Annotated in this window: 18 protein-coding genes and 1 riboswitch; of the genes, 11 read left to right on the top strand and 7 right to left on the bottom strand. The window is 69.0% G+C overall.

Annotation, left to right across the window (positions count from 1 at the left end):
* Positions 1-2: 2 nt before the first annotated feature.
* The 3 genes from IO30_RS0111205 to IO30_RS0111195 form a co-directional block, all read right to left on the bottom strand.
* A complete protein-coding gene (locus tag IO30_RS0111205; RefSeq protein ID WP_078904633.1) occupies positions 3-1481 on the bottom strand; it encodes an MBL fold metallo-hydrolase in 1479 nt (492 codons plus the stop codon).
* A gap of 99 nt (positions 1482-1580) precedes the next feature.
* Positions 1581-1721, bottom strand: a complete 141-nt coding sequence (locus tag IO30_RS45325) for a hypothetical protein (RefSeq protein WP_157853183.1) — start codon at positions 1719-1721, stop codon at positions 1581-1583.
* Between the two features lie 368 nt (positions 1722-2089).
* Positions 2090-2260: riboswitch (cobalamin riboswitch) on the bottom strand.
* Between the two features lie 108 nt (positions 2261-2368).
* Positions 2369-3232 carry an alpha/beta fold hydrolase gene (locus IO30_RS0111195; protein WP_031141832.1) on the bottom strand — a complete coding sequence of 288 codons (864 nt, stop codon included), beginning with the start codon at positions 3230-3232 and terminating at the stop codon, positions 2369-2371.
* 190 nt (positions 3233-3422) lie between these two features.
* Here IO30_RS0111195 and IO30_RS45320 point away from each other — a divergent pair, with 190 nt between their 5' ends.
* The 5 genes from IO30_RS45320 (at position 3423) to IO30_RS0111170 (ending at position 8022) form a co-directional block, all read left to right on the top strand.
* The gene (locus IO30_RS45320) at positions 3423-3686 is read left to right on the top strand and encodes a hypothetical protein (protein ID WP_157853181.1); all 264 of its coding nucleotides are present in this window, start codon (positions 3423-3425) and stop codon (positions 3684-3686) included.
* A gap of 147 nt (positions 3687-3833) precedes the next feature.
* Positions 3834-4724: a helix-turn-helix domain-containing protein gene (locus IO30_RS0111185; protein ID WP_031141828.1), complete on the top strand. Its 891-nt coding sequence runs from the start codon at positions 3834-3836 to the stop codon at positions 4722-4724.
* Between the two features lie 92 nt (positions 4725-4816).
* Complete coding sequence (locus IO30_RS0111180) at positions 4817-5785, top strand: hypothetical protein (RefSeq protein WP_031141826.1); 969 nt, start codon at positions 4817-4819, stop codon at positions 5783-5785.
* Positions 5786-6055: 270 nt separating this feature from the next.
* Positions 6056-6970 (top strand): hypothetical protein, encoded by a 915-nt coding sequence (locus IO30_RS44540; RefSeq protein ID WP_234321840.1) that lies wholly within the window; start codon positions 6056-6058, stop codon positions 6968-6970.
* A gap of 41 nt (positions 6971-7011) precedes the next feature.
* Positions 7012-8022, top strand: coding sequence for a clavaminate synthase family protein (locus IO30_RS0111170; protein WP_031141823.1), 1011 nt, complete (start codon positions 7012-7014; stop codon positions 8020-8022).
* Between the two features lie 66 nt (positions 8023-8088).
* On the opposite strand, the gene IO30_RS0111165 is transcribed toward IO30_RS0111170, so the two are convergent.
* Together IO30_RS0111165 and IO30_RS0111160 are read right to left on the bottom strand one after the other, a co-directional pair.
* On the bottom strand, positions 8089-9258 hold the full coding sequence (locus IO30_RS0111165; protein WP_031141822.1) for a hypothetical protein: 1170 nt from the start codon (positions 9256-9258) through the stop codon (positions 8089-8091).
* 186 nt (positions 9259-9444) lie between these two features.
* Complete coding sequence (locus IO30_RS0111160; protein WP_051859639.1) at positions 9445-9852, bottom strand: FKBP-type peptidyl-prolyl cis-trans isomerase; 408 nt, start codon at positions 9850-9852, stop codon at positions 9445-9447.
* A 239-nt stretch (positions 9853-10091) separates the two neighbouring features.
* On the opposite strand from IO30_RS0111160, the gene IO30_RS0111155 reads away from it, so the two are divergent.
* Positions 10092-10685, top strand: a complete 594-nt coding sequence (locus IO30_RS0111155) for a DinB family protein (protein ID WP_031141820.1) — start codon at positions 10092-10094, stop codon at positions 10683-10685.
* 37 nt (positions 10686-10722) lie between these two features.
* Here IO30_RS0111155 and IO30_RS0111150 read toward each other — a convergent pair whose 3' ends face one another.
* Both IO30_RS0111150 and IO30_RS0111140 read right to left on the bottom strand, forming a co-directional pair.
* Positions 10723-12138, bottom strand: coding sequence for a hypothetical protein (locus IO30_RS0111150; RefSeq protein ID WP_209439890.1), 1416 nt, complete (start codon positions 12136-12138; stop codon positions 10723-10725).
* An 846-nt stretch (positions 12139-12984) separates the two neighbouring features.
* Positions 12985-14004: a helix-turn-helix transcriptional regulator gene (locus IO30_RS0111140; protein WP_234321841.1), complete on the bottom strand. Its 1020-nt coding sequence runs from the start codon at positions 14002-14004 to the stop codon at positions 12985-12987.
* Between the two features lie 311 nt (positions 14005-14315).
* Here IO30_RS0111140 and IO30_RS0111135 point away from each other — a divergent pair, with 311 nt between their 5' ends.
* From IO30_RS0111135 to IO30_RS0111115, 5 genes are read left to right on the top strand one after another with little or no spacing between them, the layout of a single operon-like run.
* Positions 14316-14960 carry a GTP cyclohydrolase II gene (locus tag IO30_RS0111135; protein WP_031141816.1) on the top strand — a complete coding sequence of 215 codons (645 nt, stop codon included), beginning with the start codon at positions 14316-14318 and terminating at the stop codon, positions 14958-14960.
* Positions 14944-16083 carry a bifunctional diaminohydroxyphosphoribosylaminopyrimidine deaminase/5-amino-6-(5-phosphoribosylamino)uracil reductase RibD gene (gene ribD / locus IO30_RS0111130; RefSeq protein ID WP_342449976.1) on the top strand — a complete coding sequence of 380 codons (1140 nt, stop codon included), beginning with the start codon at positions 14944-14946 and terminating at the stop codon, positions 16081-16083. The genes IO30_RS0111135 and ribD overlap by 17 nt, the downstream gene beginning before the upstream one ends.
* Entirely contained in the window at positions 16080-17207 is a 1128-nt protein-coding gene (locus IO30_RS0111125; RefSeq protein WP_031141813.1) for a glycosyltransferase family 2 protein, read from the top strand. The genes ribD and IO30_RS0111125 overlap by 4 nt, the downstream gene beginning before the upstream one ends.
* On the top strand, positions 17204-18526 hold the full coding sequence (locus IO30_RS0111120) for an MDR family MFS transporter (RefSeq protein WP_031141811.1): 1323 nt from the start codon (positions 17204-17206) through the stop codon (positions 18524-18526). The genes IO30_RS0111125 and IO30_RS0111120 overlap by 4 nt, the downstream gene beginning before the upstream one ends.
* Positions 18523-19686 carry a hypothetical protein gene (locus tag IO30_RS0111115; protein ID WP_031141809.1) on the top strand — a complete coding sequence of 388 codons (1164 nt, stop codon included), beginning with the start codon at positions 18523-18525 and terminating at the stop codon, positions 19684-19686. Before IO30_RS0111120 ends, IO30_RS0111115 begins: the two co-directional genes overlap by 4 nt.
* Positions 19687-19834: the final 148 nt, after the last annotated feature.

Below are 19834 nucleotides of genomic sequence, written 5' to 3'. Positions count from 1 at the left end.
CTCTATTCGATCCCCTTCTCGACTGTTTCCAGTTGCAGGTCGTACACCTGGCAGCTGATGTCCGGACGCGCCTGTTCGCCGAGTGCGTCGAACAGCAGGGCGACCGGCGATCCGAAAGCATCGTTGGCGTACCAGGAATGCAGGGCGATTCCGACGATGTCCCAGATCTGCAGGCTGCCGCGGAGTACGCCCGCGAGGTCGCCGGCGTGGACGACCATGCCGTACGGATACGTGCGGAGCGCGTCGGCCAGCGGGATGTCCTCGACGGGAACGAAGGCGCCGTGGGTGAGGTCGAATGCCAGTGACGTGTCCCCGGAATGGGACCCGAGAAGCTTGAGGACCAGAGGCCGGACGCCGTGGGTTCCCGAGCGGGCGGACCGAATCAGGTCCTGGCCGAGCGGAGACAGCAGAATGACCCGGGCGAGATAGGTCAGCTCCTTCTCGATGTCATGGAGGGCTGCTTGTTCCTGCTCCGCACTACCCGACGGAATGATCTGGCGCAGCGGGATGGATTCACCCGACCGGAGAAAGGTCTCCCGTCGGTTCTGCAGCTCCGCGAAGCGTCGGCGGTCGGTCTTCAGCCAGGACAGTTCCCCGATACGGCGGATTCCGTCGGGGTCGACCTCGACGAGATCTCCCGGTTCAGGTCCTGCTACGTCCACCCAGCGCATGAGCCGGGAGGCGAGTTCTGCCAGGGTCTTCTGTTCGGAGAAAGGGAAAGGCCCCATCTGTTCATAGTCCTTCAGGAACCCTCCTCCGCAGACGAGGAAATGGCTTCCCTGGAAGACGGTTGTCTGACGAATTGTTTCGGCGATGATGCCTTGAAGGATTTCCAGCCCGGCGAACGCACCTCGCCTGCCCTGGTGCTCGGCCAAGTCCGTGGAGCCGAGGTTGTCCAGCGAGCCGAACACCCCGGGGGGCGTGATCTGCGCGTTGTTGCTCACCGCCACGGCCGCCGGCCTGGGCAGCGAGCCGTCCTCGACCTGCGCCACGAACTCGTCGGAGATCAATGCGTCGATGCCGAGGTAGATCCCGCCGATCTCCGGGTCCTCGGCGTCCCTGACGTACACCTGGCTCACCCGGCTCTCCCACAGGACGGTGTCCGCCCCCGGCGGGAAGAGGGTGATCAGGACTGTTCCGTACTGATGGGTCTCGCCGAATGCCAGCCGGTGGACGGTGAAGCCCAGCGCCTCGACGGCTTCGACCGCCCGGTCGATCATCAGGGGCCCCACGACGACCGGGACGGACCGGTCCAGCTTGTCGAGGGACGGCAGGTGATAGTGATCGGAGTGTTCATGACTGATGACGACTGCCGACGGCGTGGGCATCAGGTCGTGCGTGATCTTCCGGGGCGGGTAGATCTCCACCGGACTGGACGTGTATTCCTCGCCGTATCTCGGAAGCAGAATTGCATCGATCAGTACGGGGGCACCTTGGTCGCCCACCGCGAATCCGTTGTGCCCGAGAAATCCAAGCTGCATGGTCGGCCTCCTGTGCGCTGCCTGCACCGGTCGGTTTCGCCGGGACTCCGGCCGGAAGCCTGAAGGCTTCCGGCCGGAGAGATCACCCGATCACGAGGATCAACGGGTGTAGTGGTGGAACATCTTGGTGCCCTTGGCCGCCTTCGGCTTCTTGCCCGAGGCGTTCTCCAGGTTGCCGATCAGCGCCTTCAGCGTGTCGATGTCGGACTTCTGGAGCTTCTTTCCTTCGGTGCTTGCCATCTCTCTCCCTCTTTTCTTCCCGCGTCACCGACACGGGAGTTGGGTGAACAGTTGGTATTGCCCGACGATCATTTAGCGATCGCGAAGCGGAAGTCAACCCCCTCCCAAGGGAGTTCGGTGAAACGCGTCATTCCATTTATTCTTTTCCAGGGCGCGCCGAAGAAGCCCGGGGTGCAGTCGCACACGCGTCGGGCGGTTATCAGGGAGAAGTGGTTACGCGGAGACGTTCAGGTGCGGCGCGTGGTTGCCGCGGCGTCTCGGCCGGGCGGAGCGGACCGCCGTGGATCTGTCGCCGCTGCGCAGTGCGCAATCGCCGTACGGGTACTGGCACATGGGTACCACCGGCCTCTCTCGGGGAAATCCGCCCCGGTTGCTGAGGTTCGACGGTGTGAGTCTCCTGACTCGGGATCCTGGCTCCTCCACGCCTTCCGACCCCCGTACGGAGTCGTGGCAGTGTGGAGTCGCTCCCCCTTCACAGTGGCGGTACCGTGCCGGAATCACACCGGCTTCCTCGTTCCACCGTCGACAATCAAGATCGAGTATCACAGACCGGGCCGTGATCGCGCCAGGGCTGCCGGCACAACCGCGGCCGGCGGAGCGAGCGCGGGTGTGCCCCGCGCCCCGGTCGGCCGGGGCGCGGGGGTGTCTCAGACGAGGCTCGCCAGGAGCTCCGCGAAGACCTGCGGCCGGCTGAAGTAGCCGATGTGCGAGGCCGCGAGGGTGTGCACGTCGAAGGGGTGGTGCGGGGTCAGCGCGTCCGCCGCGCGGATCATCTGGTCCTGGACCGCCAGGGGAAGGCTCCGGTCGGCGGAGAGCCGGACGTAGGTGTGCGGCACCCGCCCCCACGCATCGGCCCGGACCAGTGCACCCGGCTCCATCGCCGAGTAGGTCTCGTCCGGGTCCAGGGAGTCGAGCAGCAGCCGGAACTGGTGGTCGGTCGAGTCGGCCATGACAGCGGCCTTCAGTGCGCCGAACAGCTCCGGATCGGCGTGTGCGGCCCGCCAGTTCAGCCGGACCACACCCGGATCGCGTACGCCCGGCACGGCGATCCGGGCCACTGCGGCGTCCAGCAGGCTGTCGTCGGCCCCGTCCCACGCCCCGGTGAGCATCGCCGGGTCGCTGAGGCAGAGCGCGGAGAGGTAGACCACCCGGGTCAGCAGCTCCGGTGCGGCGTTGGCGACAGCGCTGACGGTCAGACCGCCGAGGCTGTTGCCGACCAGGACGACCGGCCCGGACGCCGCGAGCCGCCGCAGGGTGTCCACCACGTGGCGCACGTTGTCCTTCAGCGTGACACCGCGCAGCGCGGAGGGAGCGGCAGCGAGCGCCGCAAGGTCCTGGGGCTGCCGGTAGTAGGCGGCAGGCGTATCGGCGAGGTCGCCGTGACCGGGCAGGTCGACGGCGTGCGAACGGTAGCCGAGCAGGGCCAGCTCGTTCTGCAACGGGCCCCAGGCCCGGGCATTGCTGGAGCCGCCGTGAACACATACGAAAGTGGGGCGCGAATCTGCGCGCATGATGGAGATCCTCGTCATCCTGAGGTGAACGGTGGACGCGGGACCCGGCGTCGGCAACGGCCGACACCACGGTCAGCGCGTCGACCGGGTGCGCAGGGCCTGCCAGTTGTGGATGACGAAACACATGCGGACGACCCTAACGGTCGCCTCCGTACCGCGCACGGCAGTTTTCGAGCAGGGAGCTTCGCTGGTGAGTGACGAGTCGGCCGAACCGTACGGCGAGCTGGAGTTCCTCCAGCCGGTGCGCTGCGTGGTCACGGGCCATAGGCACCGGTTCGGGGTGGAGGTGGAACTGCTCTCCCCGCAGCCGGGGAGGCCCGCGTTCATCGACTTCATCAATCTGACCGATGGACGCGAACACGTCACCCCGGACCGTTTCCCGCCGATCGGCACGGTCCTCGACGCCGTGTACCTGTGCGTCCTTCCCAACGGGGAGGTGAGGATCTCCCTATGACCGATGACCGATGACCGATGACCACCGGACGGGCGGCCGCCGAACCAGGACCCGAACCAGGACCCGAACCCGGACCCGCCCCGGGGCCCGGTGCCTACCCCCGCCAGGGTCAGGCTGTGCGCTTCGGCCCGACCCATACTCGGATCCATGAACGGAAAAGTGCAGCTCGGGGAATTCCTGCAGACACGACGCTCCCAGCTGCTGCCCGAGGAGATCGGAGTGCCCACCTACGGGGAGCGGCGGCGCGTGCCGGGCCTTCGGCGCGAGGAACTGGCGCTGCTGGCCGGTGTCAGCGCCTCCTACTACACCCGCCTGGAACAGGGGCAGTCCCTGAACGCCTCACCGCAGGTGCTGGACGCCATCGCCCGGGCCATGCGGCTGGAGGAGACCGAGCGCCTGCACCTGCACGACCTGGCCCGGTCGTCCGCCCAGCGCCCTGACCGAGGCCGGCGGCCCGCCCCGGAACGGGTGACGGAGGCGACCGGCCAGCTCCTGGAGGCATTGGCCGACGTTCCCGCGATCGTGACCGGCCGCCGCAGCGACGTCCTGGCCTGGAACCGGCTGGGCCACGCCCTGTTCGCCGGACACCTGGACCCGGGCTCCGTCGACCGGCCGGCGCAGCGGCCCAACATGGCCCGGCTGGTCTTCCTCGACGCGCACACCCGTGACCTGTACGCGGACTGGCCGGCCAAGGCCCGGGCCGTGGTGGGGAATCTGCGCCTGGTGGCGGGCCGGTATCCGGACGACACCGCCCTCCACACGCTGGTCGGTGAACTGAGCTCGAAGAGCGCCGACTTCGCCTCGATGTGGGCCGACCACCGCGTCAAGGCATGCACCGTCGCCACCTACGAGATGCGGCATCCGCTGCTCGGCCCGCTGACCGTCACCCAGCAGACCCTGAGCCAGGGCCCCGGCCAGAACATCGTGGTCGCCACCACGGAGGCCGGCTCTCCCGCGCGGACCGCGCTGTCCCTCCTCGCCCACATCGGCCCCCAGGATGCCCCGGCGCGACCGGGAGCCCTCGCCGACGCCGGCTGACCGGCGCACGACGTCCCGGCCGAAACCTCCCCAGACCCCTGCGCGTCGGCGTACCGCTGCCGCATGCCCACAACCAGTGAGTGAAGGAACCCGTGTTCAAGAACAAGTGGTCCAAGACCGCCCTGTCAGCCGCCGTGCTGACCGCGGCCACCGCCGTCGCAACCGGCCCCGGCGTGGCATCGGCCGCCTCCGCCCCGTTGAGCTGTACGCGCATCGCCGCGCACTTCGACCTGACCCGGCACCAGATGCCCGAGAACATCGCCCTGGCTCCCGACGGCAGCGCGTACGTCACCTTCGCCGCCGCCCGCCAGGTCGCCCGCATCGACTCCCGCGGAACCACCCGGATCCTCGCCACCCTGCCCGCACCCGCCGACGGCGGCATCCACACCCCGGTCCTGGGCTTCGCCCTGACCACCGGGATCGTCCGCGCGCACGACGGCACCCTGTACTTCCTGTACGCCACCGGTACCGCCGACCTGACCGGCCTGTGGCGGCTGCGCCCGGGCGGCGAACCGCAGCGCATCGCCGCGCTCCCCGCGGCCGGTCTGCCCAACGGCCTGACCCTGGATCCGCGCACCCACACCCTCTACGTCACCGACTCCGTCCTCGGCACCATCTCGAGCGTGCCCACGAGCGGCGGTACCCCCCGCACCTGGTCCACCGCCCCCGAACTGGCCTCCACCGGATTCCTCGGCGCCAACGGGCTGAAGATCCGCAACGGGGCACTGTGGGCCACCAACCTCGACCGGGGCACCCTCCTTCGCATCCCCATCCTCCGGGACGGGCGGGCCGGCGCGGTCCAGACCCGGGCCACCGGTCTCACCGGTATCGACGACTTCGCCTTCACCGGCCGGGGCGATCAGATCCTGGCCGCGCTCAACGGTCCCGGCGAGGTCGCCCTCGTCCAGCCCGACGGCACCCGCTCCACCGTCCTGACCGCTGCCGACGGCCTGCAGAACCCCACGTCCGTCGCCCTGCGCGGCGACACCGTCTACGTCCTGAGCGCCGCCTACGTCACGGCCAAGGACCCCAACCTCCTCCTCGCCCACCTGGACAGGTGACACCGAACGGGACTGGTCTTGCAGATCGGGTTTCGCATGCAGCGTTCGTGGCGAAGTACTTCAACCATGGGCTTATCGCCGGTCGCCGGTCATCCTGCTGTCGCTGTTTTCCGAGAGCCCCGAGGCGGGCGGTCCGTCCCGTTGCTGGGCCCGCGGGTCGATGCCGAGGCGAAGCGGACCGCGGGCGTGCTGGCCGGGTTGGCGACCCATGCGAGACCTGACGAGAGGACCGTCGCGCTGCGGCAAGCCGCGGCGACCGCAGGTGAGTTGGTGGCCGCGCTGTCGGCTCTGGCTCCGGCCGTGGCCGGTGAGGACCTGCCCCCGGAGTCGACCAGCCAGTCGTTCTTCCGGGTCCGTGAGGAGGAACTGTCGGATCAGCAGGCCGCCCTGCACGGCGTCCTGGTCGTCCACCGCGGCCTGGAAGACCTGTGCGAGGCCCCGCTGTCAGGTGCCGACCTGGCGCTGGAGGTGGCCGGGATGCGGCAGGCGGTGCTCGACCTCACCGGCGCGGCGCCGGGCTCCGCCCCTGACCCCGTACCGCCGGTCGCCGCCCCCGAAGCGCCTGCGGGGGCGGCGTTGGAGGGCGTGTGGAGTGCCCGGTGGCTCATCGGGCACCAGGTCCACGTCCTGTTCAACGTCTGCGCCGCGGTTGCCGTGGCCGACGCCACCCGCCATCTGCGGCACGGCGACGGCGACGCCGCCCTGCTGCGGCTGGCAGATGCGACGGTGTACGTGCGGGGCTTCCCGGCGGCCATGACCCACGCCAGTACGGTCCCGGCCGACTACTACATGGCGGAGATACGCCACACCATGGCGCCTCCGTCGGTGGACGCCCCGCTGAGCGGGCGCCAGCACCGCGGATACAAGCTGTTCCGGGCGGAGATGAGGGATCTGCTGTCCGTGGTTCCCGACTCCTACGAGCACTTGGCGGCCCGCGCCCCGCAACTGGCCGAGGCGCGGGGCGCACTGCTGGAAGCCGACATCGTGGACGGTGAACGGCACGTCACCCTCGCGTACTCGATGGTGCACCTGCGTCGTTCCATCGCTCAGAAACCCGAAGGCCCCGAGAACGCCGTCGCCGAACTGCGGCTCATGCGCCATCGCCGCGCGGCCCAGTACGCCCCGCTGATCCGATTCGGGGACCACTACATCGCCGACGCCGTGGCCGGCCTGCGCCACGCGTGAGTCCGCGTGTCCGCCGCCCTCACTTCCGGCAGGAGACCCCGATGCCCGAGACGACGCCCGGCACCACCCGAAGCTCTGCCGTCGCCGCTGACTGGGCACTCGACCCGGCCGATGCCGACGCGTGCGGGCGACTGGCCCGCACCCTGTGCACCGGCGGGCACGATCAGGTCGACAGCCACGAGTGGGTGGCTGGGGCCCGGGACGCCTGGGAGGACCTCCCGCTACCGCTGCGCCGTGGGGTGCGCCGGTTCCGAAGGCATTCCGGCCCGCACGGCACCCTGGTGATCGGCGGCCTGCCCGTCGATCGCGCGGCCCTGCCCGCGACTCCGTCCGTACCCGGCTCGGTCCAGCGCCGGGCCACCGTCCCGGCGGCGGTGCTCACCATGGTGGCCTGCGGGCTCGGCGAGCCGCTCGCCTACCGGGCGGAGAAATCCGGTGCCCTCGTGCAGGACGTCGTGCCCGTACCCGGGCAGGAGAGCTTCCACGGCAATGCCGGATCGGTGCCGCTGTCCTTCCACACGGAGAACGGCTTCCACCCCCACCCGCCCGACTACGTGGTCTTCCTGTGCCTGCGCGCCGACCACGACCGGCGCGCGGGCATGCGCGTCGCCGGCATCCGCCGAGCCCTGCCGCTCCTCACCCCGGCCGCCCGCCGGACCCTGTTCGCACCGGAGTTCATCACCACGCCGCCACCCTCCTTCAGCCCCGGCACCGCGGCGACCGGGCCCGGCGTCGAGCCCCGGCCGGTGCTGTCGGGATCGGCCGAGGATCCCGACATACGGATGGCCCAACTCGTCACCACCCCGCTCACCCCGCGGGCCGCCGAGGCGCTGACCGAATTCGGCCGCGCCTGCGAGGCGACCGCCCGCACCCTGCGCCTGACGCCGGGTGACCTGGTCGTCATCGACAACCGCGTCACCGTTCACGGCCGCACCGCCTTCCAGCCCCGTTACGACGGAGCGGACCGCTGGCTGCAACGCACCTACGTCACCACCGACCTGCGCCGCTCCCGCGACCACCGCCCCCACGACGGCCACGTACTCGCCCGCTGACCAAGACCGCCGTGCATCGCAACCGTTCGGACAGGGTGCGCCGCGCACGCCCCGGACGGCCGTGTGTCAGCTCGGGCGCTCGTAGTTGGTCAGGACGCAGCCCTCGACCTGGGCCTTCTCCAGCCGGTGGCCGGCCGGGGCGGTGAAGCCGGTCTCGCAGTTCAGGTACAGGAACTGGAGCTGGTACAGCCCGCGGCGGACGTTCGCGTTGTTGGTCTCCACGGCGATGTCCGTGCCGACCAGCAGCTTGCTCGCAGTGGCCTTGAGGCGCCCGTCGTCCTGCAGGTCGGCCAGTTGCGCCGCCTTGGCCTTGGTCTGGAGGGTCTTCATGTCGGAGACGGTGTCCAGCCAGTTCAGGTTGTGCGCGCGCTGCTCCCCGCCGAGCTGGCCGCAGACCGCTCGCTGCTTGACGCCCCAAGCGATCGCGGGGCCGTCGACGACCGGGATGTAGTCGATCGACTGCACCTGCTCGTCGGTGACCTTCATGCTCGTGCAGTCGACCGTGTGCGGGCTGACGAGCTTCTTCAGCTCGGCGATGCTGCCGGCGCTCGGCAGGCCCAGGCTGCCGGTGGACGGCTGGCCCGGCTTCGCGGCTCCCACGGTGGAGGGGTCGCGGACCGCCCCGCGGTGGGGGCTGCCCTGGCCGTCGGGGCTGTTGACGTAGTCGGTGAGGAAGCAGCCCTCGACCAGGGCCTTCTCCTTCTTGAACCCCTGCGGGACGAAGACGTCGGGGTTGCAGCTCAGGATGCGCAGGTCGGAGTTGGGCGGGTCGACCAGGGATACGGCGGTGGCGGTCTCGAGCGCGGTCAGGGCGAAGTTCTTGCCCACGACCGTGCGACTGGCGAGGTCGGTGTCGTTTCGGCCCTCGGCGAGCAGCTTCGCGGTGTGGTCCTTGGCGGCCTGCTGGAAGGCCTTCATGTCCGGGGTCAGGAAGAGGACGATCTCGCCCCGCGCCTTCTTGTCCGTGCAGACGCCGCGCTCCGTGATGCCCCAGTCCCCGGCGCCGATGAACCCGCTCAGCGGAACCCGGCTGTCGTTCGGGTCGGTGCTGAGATTCTCGCAGGACGTGTACTGCTGTACGTGGGCCTGCGCCCCGGCCAGCGTGGCGCCGGCGGCCGTGGGGGAGGCGGGGGCGGCGCCCCCAGCGCTCGCGGAGGGGGAGTCCTCGCAGGCGGTGGCGAAGGTGGTGAGCGCGGCGAGGGCCGCGGTCGCGGCGGATATCCGCTGGAGGCGCATGGGTGTCTTCCGTCGGCTGGACACGGCACGGGGGATGGCGTGCCCATGCTAAGGCCTGTCTGAAAGAAGTGATCTTGTGGCAGGCCGAGGTGAGTTGACGGAGGCGGCGTGGGAGCGGATGGGCGTGATCACCAGCACGCCGCCGGCGCACGTCAAATTCAGACACTGCCTAGGAGCGGCCCAGGGTCACTGGGTGTTGCTCCACCCGGTCGTGCTGGAGTACGAGTCGACCAGGTCCACCACGAAGACCAGGGTCGAGCCCGCCGGGATCAACGGCGAGGGTGACTGGTTGCCGTAGCCGAGGCGCGGGGGGACGATGATCTCGCGCCGGCCGCCGACCTTCATCCCCCTCACCCCCCGGTCCCAGCCCTTGATGACCTTGCCACTGCCCAGGGCGAACTTGTACGGCTGGCCCCGGTCCCAGGAGGCGTCGAACTCCTTCCCGGAGGCGAAGGTCACCCCGACGTAGTGGACCCGGACCACCATGCCCGGCTTCACCTCGGGCCCGTCCCCGACGACCAGGTCCCGGATGGTCAGCTCCGTAGGAGCCTCACCCTTCGGAACGTCGACCTCGGGCTTCGTCAGTTCACTCATGCATCCTCATCACTCTCCGTCGAAAGCCCCCGCACGGACCGGCCGGACACCTGGCCACCCCGTACAGCAGAGGGTCACGCTACCGTGACGATCTTCCGCAGGGTGGATGTGCTGCCTGTTTCGCGGGCTGCTCGTAGCAGGTCAGGGCGGCGGCCATGGCCAGGCCGGGGGCCCTGCGTCGTCGTGGACCACGTACGGGATCTTGAGACGGCGAGCAGCCCGTGGCAGGCTCGTGCCGCATGATCGATGAATTCGCGAAGCGCAACCTGCACGGCAGACTGCGGCGGGACCGCGAGGCGCTGCTCTGGAAACTCGACGGCTTGTCCGAATACGACGCCCGCCGGCCCCTGACCGCGACCGGGACCAACCTCCTCGGCCTGGTCAAACACGTGGCCACCGTCGAGGCCAGGTACTTCGGCGAGGTCTTCGAGCGCCCCTCCCCGGAACCGCTGCCCCGGTGGCAGGACTCCGACGGCAGCGATCTGTGGGCGACCGAGGACGAGACCCGCGACCAGATCATCAGGTTCTACCGGCGCACGTGGGAACACTCGGACGCGACGATCGACGAGCTTCCCCTCGACGCCCCCGGCCGCGTGCCGTGGTGGCCGGAGCCGTATGCCGGCACGAACCTGTTCGCGATCATGGTCCATGTCCTCGGCGAGTCCATCCGGCATGCCGGGCAAGCCGATGTCCTGCGCGAGGGCGTCGACGGCCGGACCGGGTTGCGCGCCGAACACGAGAGGCAGATCGACGAGGAAGCCCGTGCAGCCCACTGCGCGAAGATCGAGCAGGCCGCCAGGTCGGCCGCGCACATCGAGGCTCAGAACTCCTGACGGAGAATTCACCGAACGTGCCACGTGGGAAGCCCACTCAGTCGTCCGGGAGGCGCGGGTTCTGGTGGAGGAACGAGCGTACGATCTCCTCCTCGTCCTCGCGGAGGACGGCCAGCGTCGTGTCGTCCGCGTTGGGGTTCGAGGCAACCCATCGACGGACCATCGAAGACGGATCCCGCCCGAGGATCTCCAGTGTCCTCGCAGACACATGGCGGCTCATCGCCAGTTCTCGTCGGATCTGTACCTCGGGTGCCCTGATGAGTTCCGAAGCGAAGCGATCGACGATGTACGGGTTGCGGGCGACCGCCAGCATCACGAGCCCATCCCTGGCGGTGGGTACGTCTTCTGGAGTGCGTGCAAAGAGCGCGCTCGCCGCGGCGGCGGTACGCGGAGACAGCGGGCGCCACCCCAGCTTCGAGTGGACCGGGACATCGCCCTGCGACTCCCACCACGCTCGCCACCGTTCTTGAATGGGACCCGAACCCGACGATGGACCTGGAGGAGGGGCCGCGTTGCCGAGAACCTCCTCAAGAAGGCGCTCCATCAGGACTTCACCGAGCGACGAGAGCCTGAGATTGACCAGGAGGTACTCGACTGTTCCTGCGCCGTAGCATGCGATGAGCCGATGCAGGATGGCTTCCCGAGTCATCTGTAAGGCAGATTCCGCTGCAATATATCGTGCAAACTCAGAAAAATCGCCATCGGAGGGCCCTTCGTCCTTGTCGACGGTGAGGGTCGAGTCGAGCAGCTCGAAGCACTGAACGGCCCTCCGGGTGATCGTGAATTCTTGGGAGCCCAGCTGCGAAGGGAATTCCGTGATCAGGTACTTCTCGACTATCCCGGCATGCGACTCGTTGTCCCAGATCGGCGCCCTGCGTATCGCGGCCGGGTCGCCCAGCCACGCTTCCAGCCCGTCGCGTACCGAGTCCGGCAGGCCGCAAGCCTGACCGAATTCCGCAAATGAGGCGACCGCCGGTCCGAGCCCGGAAGAGCCTTCGAAATGGTTCACCACATCGTGCCATCCATCGGCGACATGGTCATGGCACAGATGCGCCACGCCCCTGAGGAAGAGAATGCCTGCGTCTTCCGGGCAGGATTCTATGGCGGGGCCATGGATGGGGGCAGTCGATCCGTCGAGGAGTGAAGAGAATGCCGCCGACCGGGAGATCAGCTGAATCGATCCGGCGTAGCCCTCATTCGGGATGGGGCTGTCGACGTAAATGATCTCGGAAGGTCTGGCGACCAGAACGTGCGGCGTCAGCGAGTGGATGTACTCGAATTCAATATCGACGAGATTGAGCGTGTTTCTGGTGGACAGGTCCAAGACGAACGCTTCCGCCTCATAAGGTGCGAGGTTCGATACCTGTCCGGGAAATGCCGAAGTCCAGGTGCCCTGTCCCGCCGTTCGGAGGTCGAAGTCGAGATTCAGACGGGGGCCCGGCAGGAAATCCACACCGTCACCGCGATGGGCAGCCTTGATGGAGGACGCTTTGATGACACGGATCGAAGTTATCTGGATCGGTGTCCGACCTCTGTTGATGATGGAGAGCTCGAGGCGGGGGTAGAGGGGCCGGGCTTCGAAGATGACGGCGGGCGCGATGTCGCCACTCCCGGGACCAGCAGACTCCGCAGGACGGTGGAGGTGATAGTGGACCGCCGTACGAGGGTTGATCACATCCCTGCCCGCGGCGACCGCGCCGTCCCCCGACGCCGACACCCCGCTCTTGCGCCGGGCGGGCCACGGAAGCCTCACGCCGGACGGCCGTCGTCCGTGACCTCGGTACGCACCCCGGTCGCATCCGCACCAGCGGCCACCGACCCGTCGCCCGACGCGGACACGCCACCTGGATGCTCGGCCTGCTCACCGGAACCCCGCCGCGCAGGCCGCCTTGCACCTCGACGCAGGAACGTGGTCGACACGTCACGGGCCGAGCCTCCCGCAGCCACAGCACCCTGGCCCGAGGCGGAAACCGACCTCGCCCCATCGCCCTGCGGGGGCGACGTCAGCCACCACTGGACGGCGATCCCGACCACCAGCAGAACCCCACCCGAAACCCACCACACCACAGCCCCGTCGGCGAACCAGCCCGTAGCGATGTTCACCAGGGCCGCCACCGCCACGGCCGCGACGGCCCCCACCCCACGCCGAACCCCAGGACTCACGACAACTCCCCAAGCAGGTGCGCGAACCGCCCGACATGGCCCAGTATCGGAGCCACCTGATGCACCGTCCAGGACTCGCCAGGATGCACCGTCCACCCGCGATCACCGGTGCCGGGTGCGGAGGGAGACCGCGGCGTCAAGCATCGATCCCTTCGTCCAGAAAGCCGGCTTTGGCGATGAGATAGGCGAGCTGAGCGCGACTTCGACTGTTGAAGATCTCCGTCGCCTTGCGTACGTGGGTGGCCACGGTTCTGACGCTCATGCCGAGCCGCCCGGCGATGGCCTCGTCGGTGTAGCCGTTCACCATGAGCTGCAGGACGGCCCGGCGCTTTTCATCGGCGAGCAGCGGCGGTCGGTGCGCGCCAGGCGAGTACTGGAGGGGGGTGGCGCGTTCCCAGGCGTGCTCGAACATCTTGATGAGGTATCGGATCAGCCCCGGGTGCTCTATCGCCAAGGCGGTCTGACTCCGCTGCTCACCCGGGTCGGGAACGAATGCGATGCGCTGATCGCACACGATGATCCGGTCGAAGACATCGTCCAGCGTTCGCACCTCTGCCCCTGCGGCGGAGATCTGCTCCACGTAGGAGAGGGTGGGGCTGTGGGTGCGGACGGTGTGCTGGTAGATCGTGCGCTGCCGCACCCCGCGCCGCAGTGCCGGCAGGTCGCTGTCCAGGGCCTTCGCCAGGAGTTCCTGCGGCCGGCCGCCACCGGGGTGGGCGGTGAGGAGCTCCTCCTGGCAGGACTCCACGGCGGAGGCGAGGGTGGTGCTGATGATGTCCGCACCGCTGATGACACGGGCCGCCTGGACGCCGTCCTCGCGGTAACTGTCGCGGTAGACCTCCTCGGCGCGGAGTATCGATGCGCGGACCGAGTCGAGGGCGTGACGCTGGCGGTCGATGGCCGCTTCCATGGGTCGCAAAAGACCGCTGGCGGCCAGCCCGGGCTGAATGGCGACCAGTCGATTGTCGGCTGTCCGCCGCAGAAGTCCCAGGCGCGTCAGGCACTCAGGGGGCTGCTGAATTATTGAGTGTCCTTTCAAAATTCGCGCATAGAACTTGAGCCCTTTCTCGCAGATCTCAGGCGCCTGGATATCGTCACACATGTCCGCTTTGATACACATCTGCACATCCTTCAGGTTCTTGCGATGCACGATCATGCCACAAATCTCCTCTGTTCTCAGATTGATTTGAGCAGCAAGATTCTCATCAAGCGCCGCGGCAACTTGTCCCGGCGTCAACGGTGGGAAATCAAGGGGTAATGGAATGGTTAACAGCAAGAATCTTCGCAGGGTGGTCGGTGCGTTTGTCCTTTCGGTTCTGATTCTTTTCGGATCGCTCGCTGCAAGCTCCCACGAGCCCCGGTCCGAGGTGTCTGTCTCCGCCGCCGGGGCGGACGACTCGCAATGGGGATGACCCCCGCTCCGCTCGGCATTTCCTATTCGCAAATCCAGCTGCAGGGTGGTCAGGCATGCGCACAGAAGGAAAAGATGGCGTGATCATTGCGCCCGCGGAGTCCGTTCGCGTGAGGGCGCGGGTCGAGGTTCCGATCGATGTTCCCGGCCTGGGACGCCGGGCGAGCACCATGGTCACCTTTCATGGGCTGCATGACGGTCGCGAGCACGTCGCCCTGCTCATGCCGGGATGGCAGAACAGGAGCCATCCGCTGGTGAGGGTGCATTCCGAATGCCTCACCGGCGACGTGTTCGGTTCGCAGCGCTGTGACTGCGGGCCACAACTCCATGAGGCCCTCGCCATTTGCTCGCACGAAGGCGGCATCATCCTGTATCTGCGACAGGAAGGGCGCGGTATCGGCCTCTACAACAAGTTCGATGCCTATGTGCTGCAGGACAGTGGTCTGGACACCTTCGAAGCGAACGCGGTGCTCAACTTCGGTCACGACATGCGGGATTACCGGGTGGCTGCCGAAATGCTGAGGGCCTTGGGCGTGCCCGAGATCCGGCTCCTTTCCAACAACCCGGAGAAGGCAAGTCAGTTGCGTGCGCACGGCGTTGCCATCGCCGAAGTCGTCACCACGGGGACCTTTGTCAACGAGAACAACCACGCATACCTGACGGCCAAGCGCGAACGAGCCGGTCATGCCCTCGAAGTCTGAGGCGCAGGCTTCCTCCGCGGGCGCCGCCGCCCCGTGGGAGCTGGATGCCATGCGCCGAGCTCTGGAACTCGCCGCGGCGCAGGTGGGGTCGACCGGTGAGAACCCGGCGGTCGGCTGTGTGATCCTCGACGTGGACGGTGCCACCGTCGCAACCGGCGTACACCGAGGGCCCGGCACCCCGCATGCGGAGGTCGCCGCGCTGCAGCAGGCGGGCGGCCGGCAGCGCGGCGCCACCGCCGTGGTCACCCTGGAGCCCTGCGACCATCAGGGGCGTACGGGCCCGTGCTCCACGGCTCTGATCGAAGCCGGGGTCCGCAGGGTGCTGTACGCAGTGGCGGACCCGAACCGGGTCGCGGCCGGCGGAGCGCGACGACTGCGGGACGCCGGCATCGAGGTCGTCGGCGGGGTGCTCCAGGCCGAGGCCGAGACCGTCCTGGAGATGTGGCTCACCGCTGTACGCACCGGACGGCCCTTCGTCACCTGGAAGTTCGCCACCACCTTGGACGGCCGCAGTGCCGCCGCCGACGGATCGTCCCGCTGGATCAGCTCTGCAGAGTCCCGGGCGGACGCGCATGAACTGCGCGCCCGGCACGACGCGATCCTCGTCGGGTCGGGTACCTGGCGTGCGGACAACCCCCGACTGGACCTGCGCCACGGCGTCGTGGGGCACCCTCCCCTGAGGGTGGCGCTGGACGCCCGCGGCGAGCTGCCGCCGGACTCCCGGCTGCTGGACGGTGACATCCCGACGCTCGTGGTGACCGAGCCCGGAACCGCGCTCACGGGTATCGACGAGGACAAGGTCCTGCGTCTGAAGACCGACGCGCACGGGCGCTTCCCACCCCTCGCCCTGCTCGAAGCGCTCCACGAACGGGGAGTGCGGTCCGTGCTGGTCGAGGGAGGCCCGGCGCTCGCCTCCGCCTTCGTCCGCGCAGGGCTCACCGACCGGGTCGTCGCCTACATCGCGCCGCTGCTGCTGGGCTCCGAGGGCATGAGTGCCACGGGAGAGCTGGGAGTCGGGTCGATCGATGAGGGACAACGCCTGCGCATCACTGCGGTGGAGCGGATCGGAAGCGATCTGCGGGTCGAACTCCGGCCCGCCGCCTGGACCAGAGGGACACAGTGACTGGATTTCTCCTCCCCAACGCCCGTCTCGCACCTCAGGAGCAGCCCCGGACCGACGTGCCGGAACTGCCCCCGGTCACGATCCTCATCCCGTTCTACCGGGAGACCGCCGAGATCCTGCGGCGCTCCGCCGGCATGCTCCAGTTCCTGGACTATCCGCACGACAGACTGTCCGTGCGCTGGCTCGTCGACGCCCGGCGCCCCGAGGACGTGGCGGCCGCCGAGACCGTCGCCGCGTCGGCGCGGGCGGGCTTCGGCGGTGAGCTGCGGGTCGTGGCAGTCCCCTCGATGACACCGAAGGCCAAGGCCCTCAACCATGCGCTGCGCGAGGTCGATGACCCGATCGTCGCGGTCTACGACGCGGACACGGTCCCGGACCCGGATCAGATCCGCCAGGCCGTGGCCGCGCTCGACGCCCGCGACCTCGATGTCGTCGACGCCATCGAACTGCCCGAGGCGGGTGGCGACCTGGTCAACCGCGTCACGCTCGCGCAGTCGGCCGCGTTCTTCGGCGCCATGGAGTACGTCAACCGCCGTACGGGCATGCACATGCTGCTCGGCAGCTCGATCTACTTTCGTCGCAAGGCTCTGATCGACGTCGGACCGCTCTGCGAGGACGGCGTCGAGGAGCTGTACGAGTGGGCGGTGCGCGCTGCCGCCGCCGGTGTGCGCATGGGGCGCATCGTCTCCTTCTCGTACGGGACCCGCACCTCGGTGGTCGGGCCCGCGCTGCGCCAGCGCACCCGATGGATCCGCGGCCAACTGGACATCGGATTCCGCTTGCTGCGCGGGGCGCCGCTGCCGACGCAGCCGCGGACCGCCGTGGCGCTGATGACCCTCAGCCTGCTCGGCCAGCTCAGCGTGCTGCCGGTGATGGCCGGAGCCGTGCGCTACCGCTCGCTGCGCGTTCCCGCTGCCGCGCTGCTCGCCGGTGAGGCGCTGCGCATCCGCAGCGTCTCCCGCGATCCGGTGTGGGACGTACTCAGGGTGGGCTCGGGCTGGGTCTTCCTGCTGCCGTTCGAGCTCCTCGAGTCGACGTCCGCCTGGCGCGCGGTCTGGGAGCTGGCGACCGGCCGCGACACATGGCACACGGTACGACCGGAGCCGGGGAAGGACACGGTGTGATCGATCTGGGTCTGCCCCGCATCCCGCAGCGCGGCCGCATCTTCTCCTCCGTCTTCATCGACACCTTCGGCTGGGGCCTGTTCGCCCCGCTGGCGTTCCTCTACTTCTCCTTCGGCACCGGACTGTCCTTCTCGGCCATCGGCTCGGCGGTCAGCGCCGGTACGCTCGCGGCCCTTCCCATGGCTCTGCTGGCCGGCTGGCTCGTGGACCGGTTCTCCCCGAAGACCGTGCTGGTGACCAGCAATCTGGTCACGGCTGTGGGCTACGGCCTCTACCCGTTCGCCTCCACATGGACACTGATCGCGCTGGCGACGTTCCTGGTGATGGCCGGAGACCGGCTGTACTGGGCGAGCTGGCCGGTGATCGTCGTGGACCTGGCGTCGGGGCGCACGCTCGACGCCACCTACGCGACGGTCGGGACCATCAAGAACTTCACCGTGGCCACCGGAGCCCTGGTGAGCTCGGGACTGACCGTCGCCTTCGGCCACGGAGCCGCGGACCTGGTGCTGGCCCTGAACGTGATCACGTCGCTCGTCGCCGCGGTGCTCCTCGCCGGGGTACGGGTCTCGACGGACCGACCCGCCCCGAAGGCGGGAGAGGAGGAGGGGGAGCTCGGCTGGCGGGCCGCGTTCAAGGACCACGCGTTCACCGGGTTCTGCTTCTCCTTCATGCTCCTCACCTTCGCCTGGGCGCTGCCCGCGACGATCCTGCCCGCCTACGCCGTGGAGATCATGGACCTGCCCGGCTGGGCTCCGGCCCTCTTCCTCGGCATCAACAGCGTCGCCATCATGCTGGCGCAGATGCCGGTGACGGCGAAGGTCTCCCATGTCCCGCGGCCGCGGTTGATCGTAAGGGCCGGACTGGTCTTCGTCGTGGTCTTCGCCGGGCTGTACCTGGTCACCAAGCTGCCGGCCACCACCGCGATCGTCCTGCTCGTCCCCGTGATGCTCGTCTTCACGCTGGGCGAAATGATCAGCCTGCCCGCGGCCAACGCCCTGGTGGCGAGCAGTGCGCCCGCGGCGATCCGTGGCCGGTACATGTCGCTCTTCCAGCTCTCATGGGCGGTTTCCGGCCTCTTCATCCCCCTGCTGGCAGGGTTCGTGCTGGACCGCGGGGCCCTGTGGGTGTGCACCGCGTTCGGCGGGATCGCACTGCTCGCGGCGATCGGGATCCAGGCCACCGCGTACCGGGTCGCTCCCGCCGAGACCGAGGAGCAACCGGACGCTCCTGCGGCGGACCACCGGAGCGACGAACCGGCTGCCCCCGGGAGCAGCCAGGACGAAAGCCGCGCCCCCGTATCCACCAAGGACGTGAAATGACCGAGTCTTCGGCCGGTGCACACGGCCCCCGTACGGCCCGATACCCCGGCATCAGGGTCATGGCTCATCCCCGGCGGCGGAACCAGGCAGAGGCCCTGCTGGCCCAACTGCGCACCGATGACCAACTGCTCGTCCTCGATCCGGATCCGGACGGGCCGCCGAGCCCCCTGCGCACCGCGGCGTGCGCCTGGGCCGGGCCGTACGGCGAAGCGAGCCACCGGCTCGTACTCCAGGACGACGTGCTCCCCGCGAACGGTTTCCTGGACCTGGTCGCGGAGGCCATCGAGAACCGCCCCACCGACCCGATCGCCTTCTACAGCAACTGGAACCACTGGAACGGTTCGGCCGTGCGGCTTGCCGCGCTCAGCGGCGCCGGCTGGGCCAGGGCGATCCCGGACGAGTACGCACCCTCACTGGCCGTGTCACTGCCCTGTGCCCTGGCAGGCGAGTTCGCCGACTACGCACAGCGGCTGCTCTCGCATGACACGCCCCCGGACGACGAGGCTCTCGCCGCGTTCCTGCGGGAGCGGAACACGGCCCTGTTCATCGCCGTGCCCAACCTGGTCGAGCACAAGGGCGGCGACAGCCTGGTGGGCAACGACGTACAAGGGCCCCGGCTCTCGCCCTGCTTCGCCGACGACGCGGCGGGCGGCCGGGGGAGCCAGGTCACGCTCGGAGCGCTGGACTTCTACCCCCACTTCTTCAAGGGGCACGTCTACGGGATCACCCCCGACGGCCCGGACGGCAGGTATGTGAAGACCTACTGGGACGAGAGCGTCCGGGCGCTGGGAATCGACCCGAGCCGGGTCAGGGAGCTGGCACGGCGCGAGCCGACGCCCGCGGTGCTGCTGCGTGATCTCGCCAACGCCGGACTGCAGATCCACCACGCGGTCGCGGCCTGGACGGCCGCCGTGCTGTACGGGATCGCCCTGGAACGGCTCTCCGCCGCCCCGGATCTCGCACCGGCAGGCTCCCCGGGCCCCGACCCCGCCGTCCGGGCGCGGGCTGTCGAGACCATCCCGCTGGGCGGCCTGGCCCAGGTGGTCGGGCTCCCGCTGCTGCACCGGGTCATGGACCCGCTGCGCAGGCTGACCGAGGTGGGCCTGAACGCCGGAGCGGAGCTGGCAGCCGCCGCGGCACCACTCGGCATCGACCACTAGGCCGTCTCTTTCGGATCTTGCCGGGTCCGCGCCGCCCGGTACCGCGCCTCGCCGCACTGCCGGGGCAACCGAGTACGTCCAGTACACGGCAGCCCCGGCAGCACGCCGAGGCACGGCACCGGACGACGCGGACCTGACCGACAAGATC

The sequence above is a fragment of the Streptomyces xanthophaeus genome, assembly GCF_000725805.1.
Classification (GTDB): domain Bacteria; phylum Actinomycetota; class Actinomycetes; order Streptomycetales; family Streptomycetaceae; genus Streptomyces; species Streptomyces xanthophaeus.
Note: the sequence above shows the minus strand (reverse complement) of the source record. Positions and strands in the feature narration are given on the sequence as shown.

Excerpts from the sequence above, each read along its gene's own strand:
- IO30_RS0111205 (WP_078904633.1), bottom strand. The coding sequence starts at position 1,481 with ATGCAGCTTGGATTTCTCGGGCACAACGGATTCGCGGTGGGCGACCAA.
- IO30_RS45325 (WP_157853183.1), bottom strand. The coding sequence starts at position 1,721 with ATGGCAAGCACCGAAGGAAAGAAGCTCCAGAAGTCCGACATCGACACG.
- IO30_RS0111195 (WP_031141832.1), bottom strand. The coding sequence starts at position 3,232 with ATGCGCGCAGATTCGCGCCCCACTTTCGTATGTGTTCACGGCGGCTCC.
- IO30_RS0111185 (WP_031141828.1), top strand. The coding sequence starts at position 3,834 with ATGAACGGAAAAGTGCAGCTCGGGGAATTCCTGCAGACACGACGCTCC.
- IO30_RS0111170 (WP_031141823.1), top strand. The coding sequence starts at position 7,012 with ATGCCCGAGACGACGCCCGGCACCACCCGAAGCTCTGCCGTCGCCGCT.
- IO30_RS0111165 (WP_031141822.1), bottom strand. The coding sequence starts at position 9,258 with ATGCGCCTCCAGCGGATATCCGCCGCGACCGCGGCCCTCGCCGCGCTC.
- IO30_RS0111160 (WP_051859639.1), bottom strand. The coding sequence starts at position 9,852 with ATGAGTGAACTGACGAAGCCCGAGGTCGACGTTCCGAAGGGTGAGGCT.
- IO30_RS0111155 (WP_031141820.1), top strand. The coding sequence starts at position 10,092 with ATGATCGATGAATTCGCGAAGCGCAACCTGCACGGCAGACTGCGGCGG.
- IO30_RS0111140 (WP_234321841.1), bottom strand. The coding sequence starts at position 14,004 with ATGATCGTGCATCGCAAGAACCTGAAGGATGTGCAGATGTGTATCAAA.
- IO30_RS0111135 (WP_031141816.1), top strand. The coding sequence starts at position 14,316 with ATGCGCACAGAAGGAAAAGATGGCGTGATCATTGCGCCCGCGGAGTCC.
- ribD (WP_342449976.1), top strand. The coding sequence starts at position 14,944 with ATGCCCTCGAAGTCTGAGGCGCAGGCTTCCTCCGCGGGCGCCGCCGCC.
- IO30_RS0111115 (WP_031141809.1), top strand. The coding sequence starts at position 18,523 with ATGACCGAGTCTTCGGCCGGTGCACACGGCCCCCGTACGGCCCGATAC.